The sequence below is a fragment of the Hymenobacter artigasi genome (assembly GCF_012275535.1).
GTDB classification, from domain to species: domain Bacteria; phylum Bacteroidota; class Bacteroidia; order Cytophagales; family Hymenobacteraceae; genus Hymenobacter; species Hymenobacter artigasi.
Genome location: NZ_JAAVTK010000001.1, coordinates 1 through 23,005, shown reverse-complemented (window position 1 = coordinate 23,005; position 23,005 = coordinate 1). Strand labels below are relative to the sequence as shown.

Genomic DNA, 23,005 nt, shown 5'->3' with positions numbered 1-23,005 from the left:
GAGGTTGGGTAGAGTTTAGGGTTGCTTGACGAAGGTGAGCGAGTAAAGAAGGTCTATTGATTCCTGCGGCGGCTTAGGCATTGGATAAGGTGCCAGCCAAAGCTTGTTTTTGGTAATGGTTAAGGTTTCCCGTACCGGCTTCTCGCCTTGTGAATAACGACGCTCAATTAGATTCGAATTTATAATCCGGTAGGTGAAAGGCCGGATTTTACTGGACTCTGCGTCCTTAATTGTCAGCGACGCATGATTATCGGATTTGAAATCAAGCGTGATTGTGATAGCAGGACGACCCTTGAAGCGTAATGGCTGGCCGTCTTTATTGATAAACGTGTCTTCTTCGGCTGGGTCAATTGCTAGCCAGTGACCAACCAATTGGGGGCGCGCAATTCTTTGGCCCTGAATTGAGTTGCTGTCGGTTAATCCAACCAATAACATCAGCACAAAAAGCCAACAATTGCCGCGCATAGCTTCTACCCAATCACCAATTTCTCAATCAGCAAAATCATGATGTGAATCGCCTTGATGTGGATTTCCTGAATCCTATCGGCATAGCCTGAATGTGGCACGCGAATCTCCACGTCGCTCAGCCCCGCCAGCTCGCCGCCATCCTTGCCAGTAAGAGAAACTACTTTCATTCCCAGTTCCTTAGCGGCTTCGGCGGCGCGAAGGATGTTGGGCGAGTTGCCGCTGGTGCTGATGGCCAGCAGCACATCGCCGGGGCGGCCCAGGGCTTCTACGTAGCGGCTGAACACGAATTCGAAGCCGAAATCATTGGCTACGCAGGTCATGTGCGAAGCTTCGGTGAGGGCAATGGCGGCCAGGGCGCGGCGGTTCTGGCGGTAGCGCCCACTGAGTTCCTCGGCAAAGTGCTGGGCGTCGCAGAGGCTGCCGCCGTTGCCGCAGGTGAGGACTTTGCCGCCGCTTTGCAGGCTGGCGGCGATGAGCTCGGCGGCGGCGGCAATGCTGGCGACGTGGGCCGGGTCGGCCAGAAAGCGGTCGAGCACGGCGCGGGCTTCGGTCAGCTCAGCGCGAATCAGGTCGGGAAGGGAAGTCGTATCGGGCACGGAAAAAGGAATCAGGAGGCAGAGCTAGGCCAGGGGTGGCCGGTCGGCCGGTGGGATGTTCGACAGGCTGGGGTCGTTTTGGGGGAACGTGGGCTGGGGCAACGGGTCAACCGGGCGGTTTTCCAGGGGGCGCGTGGCGGGGATAGCCGGCTCGGTAATGCGGCCGTCGATGGTGCGGCTGCCCGGTACTGCGGGCGTGGTGCCCCGCTGCTGGTGGTCGTAGAGCTTGGCCTTCAACTCGTTGATTTTGCCTTCGTTCTGGTTCACGGCGCGGCGCAGCAGGGTGCTGTCCAGGTTTTCGGTAATGAGCTGCAGGGCCATCACCACGGCCCCAATCACAAACATGACGTAGAAAAACTGCCGTTCCTGCTCCAGTACCGACAGGCCCGAACCCATGCCCATTACCGACGAGCGCACGGCCGGGGCCAGAATGAACAGCAGCGCCAGCAGCAGGTAAACCATGACGGCGACGGTGACAATGCGTTTGAGAGCGAGCATAAGCGGGAGAAGTTGATTTGAGACGAAAGATAGGGATTATAGTCAGTGGTGAATGATTCGTGGTGGATGGTCAGGGCTGCTCAATGCCTTATTAGCCGTTAACCACGAATCATTCGCGGCTACACCAGTGCCGCGTTGGTTTGCATCGAGCTCAGGCGCTGGTACACGCCGCCCTCGCGCCGCAGCAGCTCATCATGCGTGCCGCGCTCCACAATGCGGCCGTGCTGGAGCACCACAATCTCGTCGGCGTGCTGCACGGTGCTCAGGCGGTGAGCAATAACGAGCGAGGTGCGGTTCTGCATCAGGCGCTGCAAGGCCTCCTGCACCAGCTTTTCACTTTCGGTATCGAGGGCCGAAGTGGCTTCGTCGAGAATAAGGATGGGCGGGTTGCGCAGGATGGCGCGGGCAATGCTCAGGCGCTGGCGCTGCCCGCCCGAGAGGCGCGAGCCCCGGTCGCCAATCACCGTCTGGTAGCCCTCGGGGCTGGCGATGATGAACTCGTGGGCGTTGGCAATGCGGGCGGCTTCCATCACCTCGGCCTCGGTGGCCTGGGTGTTGAAGCGGATATTATTGAAAATGCTGTCGTTGAACAGGATGCTTTCCTGGGTGACGATGCCCATCTGGTCGCGCACCGAGTGCAGCGAGCAGGCGCGCAGGTCGTGGCCATCGATGAAAATCTGGCCGGCGCTGGGGTCGTAGAAGCGGGGCAGCAGGTCGGCCAGGGTGCTTTTGCCGCCGCCGCTGCCGCCCACCAGCGCCACCGTCTGGCCTTTTTTAATGGTCAGGTTGATGTCATAGAGCACGGGCGTTTCGCCGTAGCTGAAATTCAGGTTGTGAAACTCGATTTCGCGCTCGAAGGGGGGCAGCACCGTCGCATCGGGCCGGTCGCGGATAGCGGGCTCGGTGTCGATGATGCTCAGCACCCGCTCGCCGGCTACCAGTCCGCGCTGGATATTGCCGAAGGAGCTGGACAATGCTTTGGCCGGCGTGAGTACCTGCGAAAACAGTACGATGTAGGTGATAAACGAAGCGCCTTCGAGGTCCGAGTTTCCGCTCAGAATCAGCGAGCCGCCGAAATACAGCAGCCCGGCCACCACTGATACGCCAGCAAACTCCGAAAACGGCGAGGCCAAATCGCGGGTGTTGTCGATGCGCCGCGAGGTGCGGGCATACAGGTCGTTCTGCTCCTCAAATTTGCCCTTGATGTACTCCTGCGCATTAAACGCCTTAATTACCCGGATGCCGCCCAGCGTCTCGTCAATCACCGACAGCATGGAGCCCAGCGTGCTCTGGCTGAGCTTGGCCTGCCGCCGCAGCCGCTTGGCCAGCGTAGCGATGATACCCCCCGAAATAGGGAGCAGCAGCAGCGTAAACAGCGTCAGCTTTACCGACATATAGAACAGCACCACGAAATAGCCCACGATGGTGAGCGGGTCGCGGATAACCGCCTGCAGCGTGTTCACCACCGACGCTTCCACCTCCTGAATGTCGTTGGTGAAGCGCGACATCAGGTCGCCCTTGCGCTTACTTGAAAAGAATCCCAGCTGCAGCCCGATAATGCGGTGGTACAGCTCGCGGCGCATGCTGCGAATCACCCGCGCCCGAATGCGGGCCACCAGCCGCAGGCTCAGGTACCGGAATAGGTTGCTAAACAGCACCGAAGCCACCAGCACCAAGCACACGAACGAAAGCGCCCCCAGCTTGCCGTAAGCAGCAATTACCTGCGAAAAATAGAAATTGAAGGTATGCGTGACGTAGTCGAGCGACAGCGCAAAATGCGGCGCTGCCGCGGGCGCTTCCACCTGCACTTTGCCCGTTTTGTCGAACAATACATTCAGCAGCGGAATGATGAGCGCGAAGTTGGCAAGGCTGAAAAAGATGCCCAGCACCGTGTATAGCAGGTACAGGGGCAAAAAGTCGGCGTAGGGCCGGGCATACTGGAGAATCCGGAGGTACGTTTTCATAGATAATAAGGAGGACTATTAAGAACGCCGGAACTCGGCAATTACTTCAATTAGCCCATCAATATGCTGGTTGAATTCGGCCAGCCGTTCGGCCGGTACCCAAAGCTCATTGTGCATTGGGTCGCCCACATTCTCCACGGCAAATTGCGCGAGATAGACGTTATCAACCGCAAACCGCACCACGTAGCCCACACCATAATATGGCACGTTCCAATCACGACTTATTTGCACCGCGTACTCCTCGTTCAGCACCGGGTAAAAAATTGGTTGTTCGGGCAGGCGCGGCGGGAAGCTGCGCCAGTTGCTGGCGGCAATCAAATCCAACTCCTGTTGGTTAACGGGGCGGTATAGAAGGGTGGTGGCGGGCATGCAATGTGCGGTAAGCTTTAGCTTGCCGTGTAGAATATGGGGTTCTCCATTAAGGAGTTATCGGGGGTAATGCAAAACGGCAAGCTAAAGCTTATCGCACATCTTAAAATTCGTGCAGGCGCTGGGCGATGTTCCAGCGCACGGCCAGCGAGGCGTATACCTCGTTGCCATTGAGCGCCGGGGTGAGGGAGTAGGTCTGGTGCCGGGCAATGAGCTTGGCATCCAGAAACAGGTTCAGGCGCGGCTGGTAGGTGGCTGTGAAATCGGTGTGCAGCAGGCGGCTCTTGTTGCCCTGGCCGGTGCGATTGTTGAAGTCCATCGGGTGCGAGTTGTAGGGCACGAGCGGGTTGCCGCCGTAGTTGGCAAGGGTGCCGGTGGCGATGGGCGTGCCCGGCGCATCAGTGCTGAGCGGGCCAGTCGTGATAATATTGCCGGCGGCATTGTAACCGTAATCCAGCCCTTGCTCGGTGTAAATGGCCTTCGCTACCAGGTTCAGGCGGGGCAGCGGCTGGTAGCTGAGCACGCCCAGCACCTCGGTCAGGTTGGCACCCATGGGGTGGGCGAGGGGCTGCTGATAGTTGGTGTACGCCGTGTAGTACGACACATGCTGGTAAGTATAAGGCCGGATGTAATTCACTTCCGCCTGCAAATCCAAGTTGCGAATACCAGCCACATCGATGTATTTGGCGCCCACCTGCACGGCCTGCTTGTTCGACCACCAACCGTTGCCGGAGCGGATTTCGCTCAGCTTGAACTCATCCAGCACCACCTGCCCGTAGAGCTGCGCGGTGTGCAGAATGTTCCACTTAAAGTCGAGCCCCAGCATGGCGTTGTCGGGCGAACCCACGTTCTGCTCGATGGCCCGGTAGAAGATAACCGGGTTCAGGTATTGTAGCTCGAAGCGGTTGCTGGCCGAGCCGGCCACCACCGACTCAAACACGCCAATGTTGAAGTTATTGGTGACATCGAGGCTGAGGTGGTGCAGCGCCAGATACTTCTTGGGATATACCTGGTCGGCGTTGCGCTTCTGGGCCGCCAGTTCCGCAAATAGGTTCTGGTAATTAAATTTCCAGATGCGGGTGTTCAGCTTGAGGAAAAAATAAGGTGCGCTGTAATCCGACAAAATCAGCGAGCGGTAGCCGTTGCCGATGAAGTTGCGGTCATGGCCCAGCTGCACATTGATGTGCTTGGTGGCCGCGTACGTCACGTAGCCCCGCGCTGAGAAGAAGTCATACTGGTTATTCTGACCTAGCACAGCCGCTTTATATGGCTTGAAGTAGCCCTCGTGCGGCACAATGGTGTCGCGCTCCACGCGGTTGCGCACGTACTGCGGTACGCCCTGCTGGTTATCGGCCAGAAAGGCATAAAAGCCCAGGCGCTGGTCAATAGTGCCTTCCACCTGCACGCCGCGGGTGTTCACGTAGGTTGCTCCGTCGGTGTTCTTGTTGTCTTTGCCGATGGCCAGCAGCGCCACCGGGTTCACGCGCAACGTAAAATCGGGGTTGTCGACGTGGTAAAAGTCGGTCTGGTCGCGGTAGAAGTAGTTAAGGAACGGTCGGGCGCTTTGGTTCAAATCGGCACCCTGGGCCGAGTTGGCCCAGTTGTCTTTCAGCAGGTATTGGGCGTTGAAGCGGTCGGAGCGGGAGAGGTTAGCGCCGACCTGTACCGTCGTATCACTGTCGCCGCTTAACATTCGCTCGCCCAGATGGGCTACGCCGGCGCGGGTGTAGGGCCGCACGCTGGTGTGCGGGTCATGCAGCGAGTCGGAGCCGAACTTAATGGCATAGCGGTCAATCAGCCGATAGATATCCTGGTCGAGCGGCACGTAAGTCGCGCCCTGCGTGGCCTCAAAGCCGTTGCGCGAAACCCGGGCCGAATGCGGTGTAGCGGTACGGGCTGCACGGGGCGCCGCGGCGCTGCGCCCGGCTTTCTGCCGGGGCTGGCGCTTGGCGCGCGAGGCTGCTACTGTATCCAGCGGCTGGTCAAAAATTAGCCAGGGCGATTTTTCGGTAGCGGTGGCAGGGGCCGAGGTACCAGCCGGGGCAGTTGCCGGCGTTTGGGCCGCTGCCACGCCGGTGAGCAGCGCCGTAATAGCCGTTAGTAGCAGAGATTTATACATAGAAACAGATAATTCGAATAAAACCGACGCCTTTCCTCCGTAAAAAAAGCCAGGCATTACCATTTTTTAACAAACCTACGCAGCAAGCCGTTGGCGGGGATAATAGGGCTGCCGCTGTCCCGCATCGGCATCCACCCAAATCTGCCGCAGAACCACGCGGGCGCAGACGAATTCCGGCCTGCTTTCTTGCCTACTGCCCGTTTTTGTGCCAACTTCGGGGTGCCGGCCGGGCCGTTGGCCCGGCATCCTTCACCAAAATTCTGTTTGTATGGCCACGCCGCTTTCCTCCTCCGCCGCTTCGGCCCCCACCGCCGCCGATGCCCCCGAGGCCCTGGCCAATATCCACGTCGTGTGCGCCGAGCCCAGCATTGCCAACCATTTCCTGGCCGAGCTGCGCGACAAAGACGTGCAAAAAGACAGCCTCCGCTTTCGCCGCAACCTCCAGCGCCTGGGCGAAATCATCGCCTACCGCATCAGCGCCCACCTCAGCTACACCGACAAAACCATCCAGACGCCCCTGGCCGAAACCACCGGCAAGCTGCTCCACGACTTCCCCATTCTGGCCACCGTGCTGCGCGCCGGGTTACCCTTTCATCAAGGTTTCCTGAACTATTTCGACCAGTCGCCCAGCGCTTTCGTGGCCGCCTACCGCATCGAAGGCACGGCCCAGGTGCAGGTGCAGGTCGACTACCTGTCGGCCCCCAGCCTCGATGAGCGCGTGCTCATCCTCGCCGACCCCATGCTGGCCACCGGCAAAAGCCTGGTGCAAACCTACCGCGCCATGCTGCGCTTCGGCACGCCTCGCCAGGTGCACATCGCCGCCGTCATCGCCTCGCCTGAAGGCCTGGCCTACGTGGCCCGCGAAATCCCCGAAGCCACGCTCTGGGTTGCAGCCATCGATGAGAAGCTGAACGAGCAAGCCTACATCATCCCCGGCCTGGGCGACGCCGGCGACCTCTCCTTCGGCAGTAAGCTGTAGTAGCGCGAAGCGGTGCTTCGCAGTCAACAGCACGCCACCCCCATGGAACCCTGCCCCGCCAAACGGGGTATCTTTGCCACGCGCCCACCCCGCGTTGCCGTTTCCCACTCACCCGTTGCCTGCCCTTTCGTTTCGTCGTGCTCCATCCCGCCATTAAGTGCGCGTCTGTGTTCCTCTTGAGCACGGTCAAGTTTTTGGGCGGCCCACTGGCCGGCACTTCCATGGGCCTGCACTTCTGGCCCACGCTGGGCCTCACCGTGGCCGGCATGATGACCAGCGTGTTTATCTTCTCGGGCGTGGGCGGCGTCTGGATGCGGCACCGCCAGATGCAGCGCCGCCTGCGCCGTGAGCCCATTTTCACCAAACGCTCGCGCAACATCATCAAGGTGTTCCGCAAGTTCGGGATGGGCGGCATTGCCTTTCTTACACCCATTCTGCTCTCGCCCATTGGCGGCACGGTCATCGCCACGTTGCTGGGCGTGCCCCGCCAGCGCATCATGCTTCACATGTTTCTGAGCGCATTGTTCTGGGGCGCGGCGCTCACTTTCGCCAGCATCCGCTTCGGCCATCTCATCCACCACGGACATTAAGAAAAGGGTTGAGTTTTGAGGGTTGAACGTTGAGTTTAGAAGACAATAACTCAACATTCAACCCTCAAAACTCAACCCTTCTATCTTACCGTCCGCGCCGCTTCAGCGCCTTCACGCCGGGGTTCGAGCCGCCTTTCTTGCCCACAAAAGCCTTCGAGCCCTTGGTGCTCTTTTTCTGGCCTTCGGCGAAGGGCTTACCGGTGCGCTTGTCAATCGTCACGCCGGGTTTAATCCACTCCTTCTTCTCGTGGAAGGCCCCTTTGAAGGTGGGGTCCAGCTTCTTGCGGCGCTCGTCGAGCTCGCGGCCCATCTTCTGCTGCTCCTCGAAGGGCGTTTCCTCCACCACCACTTCTTCGGGCAGCGGCAGCAGCTCAATCTTCTGGTTGATGAGCAGCTCAATCTCGGCCACATGCACCATTTCCGCCTCATTGGCGAAGGTGATGGCCGCGCCGGTGTGCAGCGCCCGGCCCGTGCGGCCAATGCGGTGCACGTAGTCGTCGTGCACAATTGGCACGTCGAAGTTGATAACGTGCGTCACCTGCGGCACGTCGATGCCACGGGCGGCTACGTCCGTCGCCACCATGTAGCGCACCTCCCCGGCCTTGAAGGAGTCCATGCTGTTCATCCGCGCGTTCTGGCCCTTGTTGCCGTGAATCACGCGCACCTCGCCAGCGGGGGCCTTGCGCTCCAGGAAGTGAGCCACCTGGTCGGCGTGCTGCTTGGTGCGGCAGAAAAGCAGCACCCGCGTCATGGTATCGATGTCGCGGTGCAGCAGGAAGTGCAGCAGGTTGATTTTGGTGAGCAGGTTGGGTGCTTCGTACATCACCTGCGACACGGTAGAGGCTGTTTTGGCCGGCGGGGTCACTTCCACGCGCACCGGGAATTCCAGGAATTCCTCGCTCAACGTGGTCACGCGCTCCGGCATGGTGGCCGAAAACAAGGCATTCTGACGCTTGCGCGGGATAATTTCCAGGATGCGCCGAATCTGGGGCATAAAGCCCATGTCCATCATCTTGTCGGCCTCGTCCATCACCAGCGTCTTCAGGTCGGTGAGCCGTACCGCGCCTTTCAGGTAAATTTCGAGCAGCCGGCCCGGCGTGGCCACCAGAATATCAAGGCCTTCAGAGATGGTTTCAATCTGGGTTTTGGGGCCCAGGCCGCCGTAAATGGCGAAAATGCGCAGGTCGGTATTCACCGCCAGCGCCTTCAAATGCTTCTCAATCTGCATGGCCAGCTCGCGCGTGGGAGCCAGCACCAGGGCCCGGGGATTGTTGCCCTGGGCATATTTCACCTTCATGAGCAGGGGCAGGCCGAAGGCAGCCGTCTTGCCGGTGCCGGTTTGGGCAATGCCTAATACGTCGTGCCCGGCCAGCAGCAGCGGGATAGTCTGAACCTGCACCGGCGTGGGGTCGGTGAAGCCGGCAGCGGCCACAGCGGTGAGGAGTTGTTTGTTGAGCTTGAAATCGTTGAACGATGGGGCAATGTTGGGTTCCATTCCGCAAAGGTCGGGGTTTTTGTGCGGTAAGCTTTAGCTTGCCGTACTGATAATGCGTGCTTTCCCCACCATGGCAAGCTAAAGCTTACCGCACAACCCGAATTTATTTTGCCTTTTCCCACTTCTTTTTCTATCTTTGCACCACCAAAACAAACCTGGTAGATATAGCTCAGCTGGTTAGAGCGTCGGATTGTGATTCCGAAGGTCGTGGGTTCGAGCCCCATTATTTACCCACCAGAAAAAGTCCCCGGAATTATCCGGGGACTTTTTTGTTGCTTGCACTGAATCCGTTTTAATACGGCTTTAATTTCGATTCTTTATTCACCACAATTTACCTGCATGAGCCTGCTCGTCATCGGCAGCGTCGCGTTCGACGCCCTGGAAACGCCCTTCGGCAAAACCGATAAAATCATCGGCGGTGCCGCCACCTACATCAGCCTCTCGGCCTCGTATTCGCTGAAGCCCGTGAAGCTGGTGGCCGTGGTGGGCGACGACTTTCCGCAGTCCGATATCCTGTTGCTCGAAGAGCACGGCGTGGACGTGGAAGGCCTGCAAGTGAAGCAGGGCGAGAAGTCCTTCTTCTGGTCGGGCATCTACTCCAAAGACTTGAACTCGCGCGAAACCCTCGTAACCGAGCTCAACGTGCTGGCTGATTTCGACCCCATCATCCCCGATGCTTACCAGGACTGCAAGTACCTGATGCTGGGCAATCTGGCCCCGCAGGTGCAGCGCCTCGTCATTCAGCGCCTCGTGAACCGGCCCAAGCTGATTGTGATGGACACGATGAACTTCTGGATGGACATTGCCCTCGAAGAGCTCATCGCCACCATCGAGATGGTCGACGTGCTGAGCATCAACGACGAGGAAGCCCGCCAGCTTTCCGGCGAATACTCGCTGGTGAAGGCCGCCAAAAAAATCATGGGCATGGGGCCGAAATTCCTCATCATCAAGAAGGGCGAGCACGGTGCCCTGCTCTTCCACAAGAACAAGGTGTTCTACGCCCCGGCGCTGCCCCTGGAAGAAGTATTCGACCCAACCGGTGCCGGCGATACGTTCGCGGGCGGCTTCATCGGCCACCTCGCCGCGACGGACGACATCAGCTTTGAGAACATGAAGCGCGCCGTCATTCACGGCTCGGCCATGGCTTCGTTCTGCGTCGAGAAGTTCGGCACCGAGCGCCTGCTCAACCTCACCTCCGAGGAACTGGAAGCCCGCGAAGCCCAGTTTGCCGAGCTGGTGAAGGTGGTGCCCGCCATAGCCGTTGCCAACGTGGCGTAGCACCCCGCAGGCACTGGCGTGAGGGGCAACCTTTTAGGTGAAAAGCAGGTATACTAATAGACTACCTTCCTTTATCTCCCATCCTAAAACCCACCCGCTATGAGCTTGCATCAAGAAGAGGCTAACCTCGAAAACAAAAAAACCTCCGTGGACCCCATGGCCCGAACCGGCCGTAAGAGCACGCAGGTTCAGAACCCGAACGACAACCAGGTATCGCACCAAGGCAATACCACTGATGGCCTCACGGCCGGCGAGGGTGTGCACAACATCCGCAGCAACCCCCAGAACAACAAGCCGATGTCGGTGAACAAAGGCCCGATGAAAAAGGGCGCCGACAACAGCAAAGACCACTAGTAGCTAGCGCTGCTTTAGCACAAAAGGCCCCGCCGGATTCGTCCGGCGGGGCCTTTTGTGTTTGCGATAAAGACACGAATTTTTGATTCTTTATGGGGGATACTATCCAATTAAAATGCCCACCCCAGCCACTGCTCAAACCCGCGCTGCTGCGCCGCGTCGGCCGTTTCCAGCTTTTCAATCGCATAGCGCTGGCCGAAGCTTATGCCCGGTGTAGCGGCCAGCGTCACCGTCAGCAGTCGGTTTTGGCGAAACACGCTTACCTCGTAGGCCGGCGCGCCGGTGCTGAGCAGGCTTTGCAGGTTCATGTCGACGCGGCGGCCATTCACGGCTACTATTTCATCGTCCACCGTCAGGGTGGCGGCGGCTGGCGAATTGGGCCAGATGGTCGCTACCTCCGTCCGCTCATTCTTCACCACCGTGCGGAAACCAAACGTGCCTTCCGAAGCTGAGGTGTTTTCGCCCACCAGCAACTGGCAGCCCACCGTGTGCAGCACCCGGTCCAGCGGCTCCAGCAGCGGCGCAGTGCCGTAAATGAACTTGTCGAAATAGGCGTGCATATCGCGCCCGGCCACTTCGTTCACAATGCGCGCATAGTCGTCCTCCGTGTAGCCAATGCCGGTTTTGCCGAAATCCTCGTACAGCCGCCGCATCACATCATCGAGGCTGCGCGCGTGATTAGAAAGCTGCCGGATGGTCAAATCAAGTAGCATAGCCACCAGCGCGCCCTTGTGGTACACGCTCACCTTGCGGTCGGGCACGCCGGGCTTGTATCCGTCCAGCCAGAGGTCCATGCTGGCATCGGCCAGCGAGAGATTGTCGCCGCCGGCATCGTCGTAGTGCTTGCGCAGCACGATGTTCAGTTCCTCAAAATACTGCGCCGGGGTACGAACGTGGCTGCGGGCCAGCAGGTACTCGCCGTAGTAGGTCGTAATGCCCTCGGCAATGAAACAGGTACGGAAGTAGTTCTCACGGCTGTAGTCGTAGGGCTGCATCTCGGCCGGCCGGATGCTCTTGATGTTCCAGGTATGAAACAGCTCGTGGCAGCTCACGCCCAGCAATTCCTTGTACAAGCCCTCGCTCATAATCAGCTCGGCCGGCCCTAGCGTAATCACCGTGGAGTTGTGATGCTCCACGCCGTGGTAGTGTTTGTAGGGCAGAAACTGGTTCATAAAGTGGTAATCCGCCACCGGAAAACCTCCGAACATAGTCAGCTGCTCCTCCGAAAACGCCTTGAAATCGGCCAGAATGCGCGGCCAATTCAGCTCCGCCTCGCCCTGCACCCAGACGTGGAAAGGCAGCCCGCCCGCTTCGTATTCCTGGTGCACCAGCGTGGGGCTGGCAATCAGCGGCGCATCGGCCAGCTGGTCGAAATCCTTTGCCAACAGCACATGGGGCGCGGTTTGTGGTAGCCCACAGGCCACCTGCCAGCCCTCGGGCAGCGCCAGCGTCAACTCGCAGGGCTCCCACTGCCGCCCTTCGGCATACATCAGCGCCTGCACCGGGTTTAGGTACAGCTGCGTCTCATCGAGCCAGGAGCCGCCGGCGTCCATCTGGTGGGCGTAGAAGTTGTAGCGCACCCGCACGGTGCGGCCGGCTGCATTGGGCACTGCCCACCGGTCTTTCGTCAGCTTGCGGTAGGGGAGGGGCTGGCCGGTTGCGGCATCTTCGATAACGACTTTTTGAATCTTCTGGGCGAAGTTTTGCAGCTCGTAGCGGCCGGGCCGCCACGCGGGCAGCTGCAGTTCCAGCGGGGCAGTAGCGTCGGCCGCTACGTCCAGCGTAAGCTCGATTTGCAGGTAAAACGTGAGGGGATTCTCGTAGGAAACGCGGTAGTTCATAGTGAGGTAAGCTTTAGCTTGCCGTCAAAAGTAGGCGCAATGTGGAAAAACATCTATTCCAAGCCAACGGCCCTGCGGTGCCAGCTAAAGCTTACCTCACTATGAAGTCCAGCTACCAGCGCAATTTGCCGCACATTCTCCCGCCCGGCGGCACTATTTTCATCACTTTTCGCCTGGCCGGCTCAATCGCTGCCACTGTTCTGCAGCAGCTCGCCGATGAGCGGGAGCGTGCCATTGCCGAAGCCCTGCAGCAACTGAGCGTGCCGCAAGCCCGGAGCAAAGCAGTTTATGATATCAGAAAAGCACATTTCGCCAAGTATGATACCGTGCTGGACCAGGCGGCCACCGGCCCAACATGGCTCCGCGATGACCGGATTGCCAGGTTGGTAACGCAGGAAATCATGCGATTGGAAGAGCTTGACGTAATCGTGTTGGCGTACTGCATTATGTCAAACCATGTGCACATTGTATTGCAGTTACCCGATTCCCCTGAGTTCTCGCCGGCCAAGATGATGCAGCGGCTGAAAGGCCGCACGGCGCTGGAAGCTAATAAGCTGCTGCACCGGCAAGGCGAACCCTTCTGGCGGCACGAGAGCTACGACCATCTGGTGCGCGACGGCAAGGAGGGCGAGCGCGTTATTGCCTACGTGCTGAACAATCCCGTAAAAGCCGGACTGGTAGAGGATTGGACGCAATGGCCCCATTCCTTTGTGCGGTAAGCTTTAGCTTGCCGTTTCAGGAAAGTACAGGGCTTTTTCGAGTAAAAGTGAATCCTTCCACGGCAAGCTAAAGCTTACCGCACAAAGCACTTGTCTTTTCCAAACAAAGCCCGTACCTTTGCCGGCCCAACTTGAAACTACACATAAGATGAAACGTACCTATCAGCCCTCGAAGCGCAAGCGCGTTAACAAGCACGGCTTCCGTCTCCGCATGGAGTCCGCCAATGGCCGCAACGTGCTGGCCCGTCGTCGTGCCAAAGGCCGCAAGCGCCTCACCGTATCCGACGAAGGCAAGCACAAGCGCTAGTCGCAATAGCCGTTAGTCAAACGCTTCGCGCGGCTGGCTAGCAGATTGCCGCATTGCTGAGACAGTCTTACTACTGTCGCTGCAATGCGGCTTCGCTATTTCTGGCCCTTCCAAAGTGGCTTTTGCTGCCAAGTAATAGCCAATAAATAAGCATCGTGACCGAGCTAACAGCTAATGGCTCTCAGCTAACAGCTAAGAGAAAATACACCTTTCCGAAGGAGGAACACCTGTGCCGCAAAAAGCTCATCGAAGAGCTTTTCAGCAAGCAGAGTGCCTCTTTTGGCGTTTACCCGCTGCGCATCGTCTGGATAAAGGCGGCCGCGCCCACCACGGCTCCGCCGCAGGTGCTCATCAGCGTGAGCAAGCGCACCTTCAAGCGGGCCGTCGACCGCAACCGGCTCAAGCGGCTCATCCGCGAGGCCTACCGGCTCAATAAATATCGGCTTACGGAGCAACCTAATGGGCACGAAATCGCTCTGCTGGGTATTATCTTCACGGGGAAGGAAAAAAGTCCATTGGCTTTGGTGGAAAGAAAATTAATTTCCGCTTTCCATCGTTTGCTGGGCACGACGCCTGAAGCAGCATCTGCTTCGCCGCCGGCCCCGTAGATTCGTGATGACCTGCTACCCGTATTCTCTATGACTATCCGCAAAAAGCTACTCGCTACGCTGGCCCTGAGCACGCTGGGCTTGGCATCGTTCCGCGCCGCTTCCGACAACGAGCGGTACTTCGAAATTGCCAAGAACCTCGACATTTTCGCCACGCTCTTCAAGGAGGTCAACACGTATTATGTCGACGAGATAACGCCCGCCAAGCTGGTGAAAACCGGCATCGACGCCATGCTGCGCTCGCTCGACCCCTACACCAATTACATTCCGGAGGACGATATCGAGGACTTCCGCACCATGACCACCGGGCAGTACGGCGGCATTGGGGCCTCGGTGGTGAAGCGCAATGGCAAAACCGTGGTGCAAAGCGCCTACGAAGGCTACCCGGCCCAGAAAGCCGGCCTGCTCCCCGGCGATGAAATCCTCGACATCAACGGTGTGGTGGTGGATAAAAAGTCGAATGCCGATATCAGCAAGCTCCTCAAGGGCCAGGCCAACTCGATGGTGAAGCTCATGGTGACGCGCTACGGCCAGGACAAGCCAGTCCAAATTGACATTACCCGCGATAAAATCCAGGTCGATAACGTGCCCTATACGGGCATGATTTCCGGCGACGTGGGTTACTTCCAGCTCGGCGGTTTTACCGTGGATGCGGGCAAGGAAGTGCGCGCCGCCGTGAACAAGCTGAAGGAGCAGGGCGCGAAAAAAATCGTGTTCGATATCCGCGACAACCCCGGTGGCCTGCTGAACGAGGCCGTGAATATATCCAACCTCTTCATCGACAAGGGCCTCGACGTGGTGAGCACCAAAGGCAAGGTGACGGAGTGGAACAAAACCTACAAGGCCCTCGACGTGCCGCTCGATACCCAGATACCGGTGGCCATCATCACGAGCAGCCGCTCGGCCTCGGCCTCTGAAATTGTGTCGGGCGTGCTGCAGGACTACGACCGCGCCGTGGTAGTGGGCGAACGCACCTTCGGTAAAGGCCTAGTGCAAGCCACCCGCCCCCTCAGTTACAACTCGCAGCTGAAGGTGACTACCGCCAAATACTACATCCCGAGCGGCCGCTGCATCCAGGAAATCGATTACGCCCACCGTGGCGACGATGGCACGCTCGGCAAATTCCCCGATTCGCTGCGCACGGCCTTCAAAACCACCGCCGGCCGCACCGTGTACGACGGCGGCGGCGTAGCCCCCGACGTGGAGGTGAACGACCGTGAAATCGCCGACATCACCCGCATCCTCCTTCAAAAAAGCTACCTCTTCGACTACGCTACCCGCTACCGCGCCGAGCACTCCACCATCGTGCCCGCCCGCGCCTTCAAGCTCTCGGACGTGGACTATCAAAAGTTCGTGGCCTACCTGCAAGGCAAAAACATCAGCTACAGCACCGACACCGAAAAAGCCCTCGCCGACCTCAGCAAGAAGGTAAAAGAGGAAAAGCACTACGACGACGTGAAGCTGGAGCTCGAAGCCGTCCGCAAAAAAATCACCGTCAACAAAGCCAACGACCTGCAACGTTTCAAGCCCGAAATTAAGGAGCTGCTGGAGCAGGAAATCGTGTCGCGCTACTACTTCGAGAAAGGCCGCACCGAAGCCGGCTTCGACGACGACCCCAACATCATCGCCGCCGTAGCCGTCCTGAACGACCCGAACCGCTACGCCGCGCTGTTGAAACCTACGGGGCAAGCCGCCAGCGCCCACAAGTCAGCCGGGACGAAGTAATTTTGAGCTGCGTTAATTAGAAAAGCAGGCGCTGAAAGGTGCCTGCTTTTTTCATGCACAAGAAGCACGTTGTGGATTCAGATAATCCAGACCACAATCTTCAAAGCGTTGCTCCAACGCATTCCATCCGTTCTTAATCTTGTAATCTCTTTCACTTTCTGTAATTGGCATCAGCCAGAGATTATACAGGTGTCCACCCTCGAGATTGAAAATCTCTAAAGCCTCGCCATCCATATAAGGAAGCGAAATGAAGCCGAAGCTGCACACAGAATCATTTTGCCAAGGCCGTCCGAAATTGACGGTATGGTTTAACCCAAGAGGAGTGTCGTTTCGGTGGAAGGAAGCAGTAGTAGTAAGCAACTCAATCAGTGTCGAATCTTGCTTGTGAGAAAAGATATGCAACTCAATTAAGTTGGCTGGATTATCGGCTGACATTCCAAGCGTGGAGTAAATCCAGAAGTCATGTTTTTCCGATGGAGGAAACTCCAATACAGAAAAGTCCTCCGACATTTTCTTGAGCGGGTCTGGAATCTGGCCTTTCTTATCGGTACCCTTGCCCCAATTCGTTTCTAAGTGCTGCTTGAGTAGCTCCAAGTTATACATCGTCAATAATTTTGCTCCGGAAATTTCAAATCTACATTGAGTAAATCCCTTCTCCTCTCCCTCGAAACCTCGTCCCCCGTCTGCTCGGTGGCCCTGCACCGCATGGCCGACGGCTCCCTGGTCGGCCAATCCGAACTGCGGCTTGATAAGTCGCATTCCACCCACCTCACCATCCTCATCGAGCAGCTGCTCGAAAACACCAGCCACCAGCTGGCCGACCTCGCCGCCGTAGCCGTGAGCGACGGGCCCGGTTCCTACACCGGCCTGCGCATCGGGGCCGCCGCCGCCAAAGGCCTGTGTTTCGCGCTCGATATTCCCTTGGTAGCCGTAAGCACGCTCAAAGCGCTGGCGGCACAGGTGGCAAATGGCACCGCCCGCCCCGAAAACCACTTGTTTTGCCCCATGCTCGATGCCCGGCGGCAGGAAGTATACGCCGCCATCTATACCCACGATGGCCAGGAAATGCTGGCCCCCACGCCCCTCATCCTCGACCCCGATACGCTGACCGAACAATTGGCCCGGCATCCCATATTGTTCTTCGGCAATGGTGCAGCGAAGTTTCAGGCAGTACTGGGTGAGCATTCCAACGCCGGTTTCCTGGCCGGGATTGAGCCCTCGGCCATTGCGGTGGGGCATTTGGGTGTCGCAGCCTTCCATCGGCAGGAATTACAGGATGTAGCGTACTACGAGCCGTTTTACCTGAAAGAAGTATACACGACCACGCCGAAAAACAGCCGTATCGCGCCGTTAGGTTAATGACGGTATCCTTGCCAGGTGCCGCCGTAGCGGTAGCCCGGTAGTCGCTTTGCTTCGATGCAGCAGCTTTCGCAAACGAAAAACCAGCCTTTGCCGCCGGCCGTTGTTTGTATCCGGTACAGCGTGGTAGCTTCCCGCTGGCAATGCGCGCAAAGTTTAGTTTTCATGAGTATCGCCTATTTGTTGGCTATTGTAACTGTTCCCTGCGAAGCACTGTTCTAACTCACTCTGCTAATAATTTTTATGGATACGGAACCCCTCTTCGTCAACCGCGTCGCCAATTCCGGCCTCGTCACCCTCAACCTAGAAGAACTCATCCACCCTGGCGAGCGGATGCTGTACGACATTAAGGACAACCTCTTCCACGGCCTCATGCTACGTGAAAAGGACTTCCGCGAGTTCGTAAAAACCAACGACTGGACGCAGTACGACGGCAAAAACGTCGCTATCATCTGCTCGGCCGATGCCATTGTGCCCACCTGGGCCTACATGCTACTCGCCACCAAGCTCCAGCACCACGCCCACCGCTACGTATTCGGCAACCTCGGCGCTTTAGAACAGTCCCTCTTCGAAGAAGCCATCGCTGCGATTGATATCGAAGAATACCGCGACGGCAAAGTAGTGGTAAAAGGCTGCGGCACCGTGCCCGTGCCCACTTTCGCCTACGTGGCCATCATGCAAAAGCTGCTGCCCGTCACGAGCAGCATCATGTACGGCGAGCCGTGCAGCACTGTGCCCCTCTATAAAAAGCCGAAAGCCACCAGCCCTGTAGAGTAGCAATTATTCCACCTGTCATGCTGAACGCAGTGAAGCACCTTATCACGTCCGAACTACTTGTTCAGACGTGATAAGGTGCTTCACTGCGTTCAGCATGACAAACGAGCGCACCAAAGCTTCGCATCTTTGCACCATGCCCGAGCTTACCCGCACTCCTTATAAAATAACCTTCCTCACCGGCGCGGCCATCGTCATTGCCAACATGGTCGGCACAGGCGTTTTCACCAGCCTCGGCTTTCAGGTAATGGGCATCCAAAGCGGTTTCGCGCTGCTGATGCTGTGGCTGGTGGGCGGCCTTATTGCCCTCTGCGGCGCCGTGAGCTACGCCGAGCTGGCCGCCGCCATGCCCCGCTCCGGCGGTGAATACCACTACCTGAGCCAGATTTATCACCCCGCACTGGGCTTCCTCTCGGGCTGGGTATCGGCCACGGTGGGCTTCGCGGCCCCCACCGCACTGGCCGCACTGGCCCTGGGCCAATATGCCAAAAGCGTCTGGCCCGGTCTGCATCCGCAGTGGCTTTCGGTGGCCGTGGTGCTGGCCCTCACGCTGGTGCATGGCAGCAGCACCCGCATCGGCAGCCGCCTCCAAATCATCATTACTGCCCTTAAAGTGGTAGTGCTGGTCGTGTTCATCGGTGCGGGCATGGTGGTAGGGGAGGGGCAGCCCCTAAGTTTCGCTCCCGATGCTGCCGGCTGGCAAGCTCTGCTCAGCCCCGCTTTCGCCGTGAGCCTCGTGTATGTGAGCTACGCCTACTCCGGCTGGAACGCCGCCGTGTACGTGACCGGCGAAATCGAAAATCCCCGGCGCAACCTTTCGCGCATCTTGCTGGCCGGCACTGCCATCGTCCTCCTATTATATGTAGGGCTGAATTACGTATTCCTCCGCTCCACCTCAATTGCTGGTTTGAAAGGCCAGGTCGAAGTTGGCTTCGTGGCCGCCACCTCCCTTTTCGGCCCCCTCGGCGGCCGGCTCATGGGCGGCGTCATCGCCGGGCTGCTCGTCTCCACCATCAGCTCAATGGTTTTCGCCGGCCCCCGCATCGTCCAAACGATGGGGGAGGATATCCCCGCCCTCCATTTCCTGGCCCCCAAAAGCCGCGCCGGCATCCCCGTTCGCGCCCTCCTGCTGCAAACCGTCATCACCCTGGCCTTCATCCTGAAGCCCAGTTTCCAAGGCGTCCTCGTCTACGCCGGCTTCGTGCTGAACCTGTTCACCTTCCTCACCGTGCTGGGCCTGTTCGTCCTCCGCATCCGCCGCCCCGACCTCCCGCGCCCCTACAAAGCTTGGGGCTACCCCATCACCCCCCTCATTTTTCTCGGCCTAAGCGGCTGGACCCTAGCTTTCATCCTGCGCGACAAACCCATCGAATCCCTCTACGGCCTCGCCACGCTGGCCATCGGCGCCCTAGTCTACTTTCTTACTACCCGCCTTTCCGTTTCCCCAACCATCAACCAAGGTGAATAAATAGGATTAAGGTGGGGAATACGCAATTTCCCCATAGTACTCCGATGTCTGGCTCCCCCTCTCTGCGGGAGAGGGGGCCGGGGGGTGAGGTGACCCACCAGAACGACACCCGTAACTTGCACCCCAAATCACTCCTATATATAATGTCCCTCCGCACCGCCGCGCTTCGGCTCCTGCCCGCCGCCTTGCTCTTGCTTTCCGCTTGCTCCGAGTCGAATACCAAAACCGAAATCGCCACTTCCGCCAGGGAAGAAACCATGGCCACTACGGCCGATGCCCTCGATTCCACCAAATCAGCATCCCCAGTCGCCTCCGCTACCAAAGCCACCCCGCGCCCCATCCGCCTCACCGTCCCCGATACCGCCTACGCCCAGGACGTAGCCCTGTTCCTCGGCGGCCAGCAGCCTAGCCAGCACAGCGACCTCACCAAACTCGCCGCCACCCCCGCCTGGCAGGCCTTCGCCCAGGACCAGGACAAAAGCTGGGATAAATACCGCGCCACCCACACCACCCGCATGACCCAGTGGGCCAACACCGAGCTCGATTCCGTGCACGCCAACAGCCCCACCATCTTCTACCCCTTCAGCGGCCCCGATTTCCTGAACGTCTTCACGATGTTCCCCACCAGCCAAACCTACGTGCTCATGGGCCTCGAACCCGTCGGCAGTATCCCCGCCCGCACCACCCTCGAAAACCCCAAGCTGCTGCCCGCCGTCAAAACCTCGCTTTGGTCGGTGCTGAATTTCAGCTTCTTCCGCACCAACGACATGGCCGTCGACCTCAAATCCGTCGAGCTCGACGGTGCCCTGCCGCTCATGATGCTCTTCGCCACCCGCACCGGCAACCAAATCACCGTCATCCGCCCCGTGCAACTCGACGCCACCGGCCAGCTCCAGGACGCCCCCACCGACACCACCCAAACCCCCAACCCGAAATCCATCCCCGGTGTCGAAATGAAGCTCCTCGGCCCCAACGGCCAGCCCAAAACCGTTTACTACTTCTCCGCCGACCTCAGCGACTGGAAGCTCACCTCCAAAAGCGCCCCCCTCGAATTTGTGCGCCACCTCGGCCCCCTCACCACCTACGTGAAGTCGGCCACCTACCTCATGCACAAAAGCTACTTCAACAAAATCCGCCGCGTCATCCTGCGCCGCAGCCGTTACATCCTGCAGGACGATTCCGGCATCGCCATGAAGTACTTCCAAAAAGGCGCCTGGCAGTTCGACTACTACGGCACCTACCGCCGCCCCATCAACCTCTTCGCCAAGCAATACCAGCCCGAACTCACCACCGCCTACCGCGACACCCTCCACCGCCCCAAAGCCCTGCCCTTCGGCACCGGTTACAACTGGCGTCAAACCGACTCCAACCTCCTCCTCGCCAAGCGCCTGGTCCCCCTAGCCGACTAACCCCCCCCCCCCCTATAAAATCAGCCCCACAGGGCCGTGGTGGCAACATCACGGCCCTTTTTATTTGCAACGCTATGAAAATCATCCCTCTCAAAATCTACACCTATATAATAGGAGTCGCCAGCCTGTGCGCAACAACAGCCGTCACAACCCTAGCTACTCAAGCTACAATTACCCCTAACCCAGTTTCGTCAGGCTCCCCCTCTCCGCGGGAGAGGGGGCCGGGGGGTGAGGTGACCCGCCCTCACGAACCGGTGCCCCCTCTCTGCAGGAGAGGGGGGCAGGGGGTGAGGTTAACGCAAGGAGATTCCCCACTACTAGATTCTCTACTCCACACAAACCCTTTATTAATAAGAATCGCCACCAACCCCCAATACGAGCTCCAAATCATCTACACCCAAATCAACCGCGACGCCCAGAACCGTCCCACCTTCACCCCCCACACCTACCACCTCAATCCCCGGCAATACTTCAACCCCGCCAGCCTGGTCAAACTACCCGTTGTCGCCCTCTCCCTCGAAAAGCTCAACGACCTCCACAACCCCCGCGTCACCCGCCGCACCATCATGGCTACTGGCACCGCGTACCGCTGCCAAACCCCCGTCCCCTTCGCTGCCCCCGCCGATTCCGACCGCACCGCCACCATCGGCAACTACATCAAGCGGATGCTCCTCGTCAGCGACAACATCGCCTACAATCGCCTCTACGAATTCCTCGGCCAGCGCCCCCTAAACCAGCGCCTACAGGAATTAGGCTACTCCGATGTCCGCATCACCCGCCGCTTCGCCCTCTGCGACACCGCCGCCAACCGCCACACCAACCCCATCAGCTTCCACACCCCCCAAGGCGATACCTTATATAAACAGCCTGCCCAATACAATCCCATCACCTACACCAGCCCCCTCGGCCGCGTCCTCAAAGGCCGCGCCCACCAGGCCGGCGGCCGCATCATCCCCACCCCCTACGATTTCACCACCGCCAACCACCTCCCGCTCCCCGCCATCACCACCCTCCTCCAAAGCATCCTCTTCCCCGAATCTGTCCCCGCCACCCAACGCCTCCGCCTCACCCCAACCGATTACGCCTTCCTCCGCCGCTACCTCCACGCCACCCCCCACGAGTCCGCCTTCCGCCTCTACACCCCCGGCCGCTACTTCGACGCCTACAAAAAGTACCTCTACTACGGCCGCAACCCCGACCTTCCTCACAAATCGGCCCTCCGCATCTACAACATCGTAGGCATGTCCCACGGCCACCTCGCCGATGTCGCCTACTTCGCCGACTCCCTCCACCAGTCCGAATTCCTCCTCAGCGCCGTCCTCTACGTCAACCAAAACGGCATCATCAACGACGGCACCTACGAATACGAAAGCATCGGCCAGCCCTTCCTGGCCCAACTAGGCCGCCAAATCCAGCAATACGAAGCCCAGCGCCCCCGCCAATTCCATCCAGACCTCTCCATATTCTTCGCTCCCGAACCAATCCGCTAAATATTATCGAAAATTCAAAACGGGTTAAGTGACTGATTGTTAAAAGCCCATTCTCCCCAGTCACCTAATGGCAGCCCTCCGGAAGCCGAATGATTCTTGCTACCCATTGCAAACCCAGAAAATCCCACTACTTTTGCAGTCCCAAATCGTCAAACGGACTACGGGTTCTGCCAAAGCAACTGCTCCAACAGAAATTCACTGGTAAGGAACTTCACGGCAACAATACCTGTATTGCTCGCCCATCAACTCAACAAAGTCCTAGAAAATTAATTTTCGAAAGTCCTTGTAATTGCTGAGAAAACCTTCTTACCTTTGCACCCCGCTTCGATAGGAGGCGGAAACGAATTGAAAAGCGAAACGAAGAAAAATAAAAATCTTCCTCTTTTCCTTGTCAATTCAAAACTTCTTCTTACCTTTGCACTCCCAATCGCAGGAAAGGGAATTGAAAAGAAGAAAAACAGGTTGCTTCGGCCGCCACACTATCACGCCAACTGGGCTGGTACACGTTCTTTGAATGTTTGGAAAAGACAAATAGTAAGGGCATCGGGTAGCAATACCGGATGCAGCAATTACAAGCGTAACACGAATACATGAA

General features: G+C 58.4%; 22 protein-coding genes and 1 tRNA gene. 14 read left to right on the top strand and 9 right to left on the bottom strand.

All coding sequences use genetic code 11. From position 1 onward, the window contains the following. Nucleotides 1-15 precede the first annotated feature (15 nt). The 6 genes from HBN54_RS00115 to HBN54_RS00090 form a co-directional block, all read right to left on the bottom strand. Nucleotides 16-441 carry a hypothetical protein gene (locus tag HBN54_RS00115; protein ID WP_168671120.1) on the bottom strand — a complete coding sequence of 142 codons (426 nt, stop codon included), beginning with the start codon at nucleotides 439-441 and terminating at the stop codon, nucleotides 16-18. 29 nt (nucleotides 442-470) lie between these two features. Continuing rightward, nucleotides 471-1,064: a D-sedoheptulose 7-phosphate isomerase gene (lpcA, locus tag HBN54_RS00110; protein ID WP_168671119.1), complete on the bottom strand. Its 594-nt coding sequence runs from the start codon at nucleotides 1,062-1,064 to the stop codon at nucleotides 471-473. Nucleotides 1,065-1,088: 24 nt separating this feature from the next. After that, nucleotides 1,089-1,562 (bottom strand): hypothetical protein, encoded by a 474-nt coding sequence (locus HBN54_RS00105; RefSeq protein WP_168671118.1) that lies wholly within the window; start codon nucleotides 1,560-1,562, stop codon nucleotides 1,089-1,091. Nucleotides 1,563-1,681: 119 nt separating this feature from the next. Continuing rightward, nucleotides 1,682-3,526: an ABC transporter ATP-binding protein gene (locus HBN54_RS00100; RefSeq protein WP_168671117.1), complete on the bottom strand. Its 1,845-nt coding sequence runs from the start codon at nucleotides 3,524-3,526 to the stop codon at nucleotides 1,682-1,684. An 18-nt stretch (nucleotides 3,527-3,544) separates the two neighbouring features. Continuing rightward, entirely contained in the window at nucleotides 3,545-3,895 is a 351-nt protein-coding gene (locus HBN54_RS00095; protein ID WP_168671116.1) for a hypothetical protein, read from the bottom strand. Between the two features lie 103 nt (nucleotides 3,896-3,998). Further along, a complete protein-coding gene (locus tag HBN54_RS00090) occupies nucleotides 3,999-6,014 on the bottom strand; it encodes a capsule assembly Wzi family protein (protein WP_168671115.1) in 2,016 nt (671 codons plus the stop codon). A gap of 268 nt (nucleotides 6,015-6,282) precedes the next feature. On the opposite strand from HBN54_RS00090, the gene upp reads away from it, so the two are divergent. Beyond that, nucleotides 6,283-6,993, top strand: a complete 711-nt coding sequence (gene upp, locus HBN54_RS00085) for a uracil phosphoribosyltransferase (protein ID WP_168671114.1) — start codon at nucleotides 6,283-6,285, stop codon at nucleotides 6,991-6,993. A 167-nt stretch (nucleotides 6,994-7,160) separates the two neighbouring features. Beyond that, nucleotides 7,161-7,583 (top strand): hypothetical protein, encoded by a 423-nt coding sequence (locus HBN54_RS00080; protein WP_168671113.1) that lies wholly within the window; start codon nucleotides 7,161-7,163, stop codon nucleotides 7,581-7,583. 85 nt (nucleotides 7,584-7,668) lie between these two features. Here the strand turns inward: HBN54_RS00080 and HBN54_RS00075 are convergent, their stop codons facing one another. Continuing rightward, nucleotides 7,669-9,078, bottom strand: coding sequence for a DEAD/DEAH box helicase (locus HBN54_RS00075; protein WP_168671112.1), 1,410 nt, complete (start codon nucleotides 9,076-9,078; stop codon nucleotides 7,669-7,671). 157 nt (nucleotides 9,079-9,235) lie between these two features. On the opposite strand from HBN54_RS00075, the gene HBN54_RS00070 reads away from it, so the two are divergent. The 3 genes from HBN54_RS00070 (at nucleotide 9,236) to HBN54_RS00060 (ending at nucleotide 10,710) form a co-directional block, all read left to right on the top strand. Beyond that, nucleotides 9,236-9,311 (top strand) — tRNA-His (locus HBN54_RS00070). Nucleotides 9,312-9,417: 106 nt separating this feature from the next. Then, nucleotides 9,418-10,356, top strand: a complete 939-nt coding sequence (locus tag HBN54_RS00065) for a PfkB family carbohydrate kinase (RefSeq protein WP_168671111.1) — start codon at nucleotides 9,418-9,420, stop codon at nucleotides 10,354-10,356. A 99-nt stretch (nucleotides 10,357-10,455) separates the two neighbouring features. After that, complete coding sequence (locus HBN54_RS00060) at nucleotides 10,456-10,710, top strand: hypothetical protein (protein ID WP_168671110.1); 255 nt, start codon at nucleotides 10,456-10,458, stop codon at nucleotides 10,708-10,710. A gap of 110 nt (nucleotides 10,711-10,820) precedes the next feature. On the opposite strand, the gene HBN54_RS00055 is transcribed toward HBN54_RS00060, so the two are convergent. Next, nucleotides 10,821-12,551, bottom strand: a complete 1,731-nt coding sequence (locus tag HBN54_RS00055; RefSeq protein ID WP_168671109.1) for a M61 family metallopeptidase — start codon at nucleotides 12,549-12,551, stop codon at nucleotides 10,821-10,823. A 101-nt stretch (nucleotides 12,552-12,652) separates the two neighbouring features. On the opposite strand from HBN54_RS00055, the gene HBN54_RS00050 reads away from it, so the two are divergent. The 4 genes from HBN54_RS00050 (at nucleotide 12,653) to HBN54_RS00035 (ending at nucleotide 15,910) form a co-directional block, all read left to right on the top strand. Further along, nucleotides 12,653-13,270 carry a transposase gene (locus HBN54_RS00050; RefSeq protein WP_168671108.1) on the top strand — a complete coding sequence of 206 codons (618 nt, stop codon included), beginning with the start codon at nucleotides 12,653-12,655 and terminating at the stop codon, nucleotides 13,268-13,270. Between the two features lie 148 nt (nucleotides 13,271-13,418). Next, complete coding sequence (rpmH, locus tag HBN54_RS00045) at nucleotides 13,419-13,577, top strand: 50S ribosomal protein L34 (RefSeq protein ID WP_035563087.1); 159 nt, start codon at nucleotides 13,419-13,421, stop codon at nucleotides 13,575-13,577. Between the two features lie 155 nt (nucleotides 13,578-13,732). After that, nucleotides 13,733-14,185 (top strand): ribonuclease P protein component, encoded by a 453-nt coding sequence (locus HBN54_RS00040; RefSeq protein WP_168671107.1) that lies wholly within the window; start codon nucleotides 13,733-13,735, stop codon nucleotides 14,183-14,185. A 30-nt stretch (nucleotides 14,186-14,215) separates the two neighbouring features. Then, nucleotides 14,216-15,910: a S41 family peptidase gene (locus tag HBN54_RS00035; RefSeq protein ID WP_168671106.1), complete on the top strand. Its 1,695-nt coding sequence runs from the start codon at nucleotides 14,216-14,218 to the stop codon at nucleotides 15,908-15,910. A 51-nt stretch (nucleotides 15,911-15,961) separates the two neighbouring features. Here HBN54_RS00035 and HBN54_RS00030 read toward each other — a convergent pair whose 3' ends face one another. Then, a complete protein-coding gene (locus HBN54_RS00030) occupies nucleotides 15,962-16,504 on the bottom strand; it encodes a suppressor of fused domain protein (protein ID WP_168671105.1) in 543 nt (180 codons plus the stop codon). 45 nt (nucleotides 16,505-16,549) lie between these two features. Between HBN54_RS00030 and tsaB the strand changes: the two genes are divergently transcribed. The 5 genes from tsaB (at nucleotide 16,550) to HBN54_RS23765 (ending at nucleotide 22,410) form a co-directional block, all read left to right on the top strand. After that, nucleotides 16,550-17,269: a tRNA (adenosine(37)-N6)-threonylcarbamoyltransferase complex dimerization subunit type 1 TsaB gene (gene tsaB / locus HBN54_RS00025; RefSeq protein ID WP_168671104.1), complete on the top strand. Its 720-nt coding sequence runs from the start codon at nucleotides 16,550-16,552 to the stop codon at nucleotides 17,267-17,269. A 243-nt stretch (nucleotides 17,270-17,512) separates the two neighbouring features. Then, nucleotides 17,513-18,046, top strand: a complete 534-nt coding sequence (locus tag HBN54_RS00020) for a DUF2480 family protein (RefSeq protein WP_168671103.1) — start codon at nucleotides 17,513-17,515, stop codon at nucleotides 18,044-18,046. Nucleotides 18,047-18,179: 133 nt separating this feature from the next. After that, the gene (locus HBN54_RS00015; protein ID WP_210427891.1) at nucleotides 18,180-19,511 is read left to right on the top strand and encodes an APC family permease; all 1,332 of its coding nucleotides are present in this window, start codon (nucleotides 18,180-18,182) and stop codon (nucleotides 19,509-19,511) included. 143 nt (nucleotides 19,512-19,654) lie between these two features. After that, nucleotides 19,655-20,920 (top strand): hypothetical protein, encoded by a 1,266-nt coding sequence (locus HBN54_RS00010; protein WP_168671101.1) that lies wholly within the window; start codon nucleotides 19,655-19,657, stop codon nucleotides 20,918-20,920. Nucleotides 20,921-21,207: 287 nt separating this feature from the next. After that, the gene (locus tag HBN54_RS23765; RefSeq protein WP_168671100.1) at nucleotides 21,208-22,410 is read left to right on the top strand and encodes a serine hydrolase; all 1,203 of its coding nucleotides are present in this window, start codon (nucleotides 21,208-21,210) and stop codon (nucleotides 22,408-22,410) included. Nucleotides 22,411-23,005 lie beyond the last annotated feature (595 nt).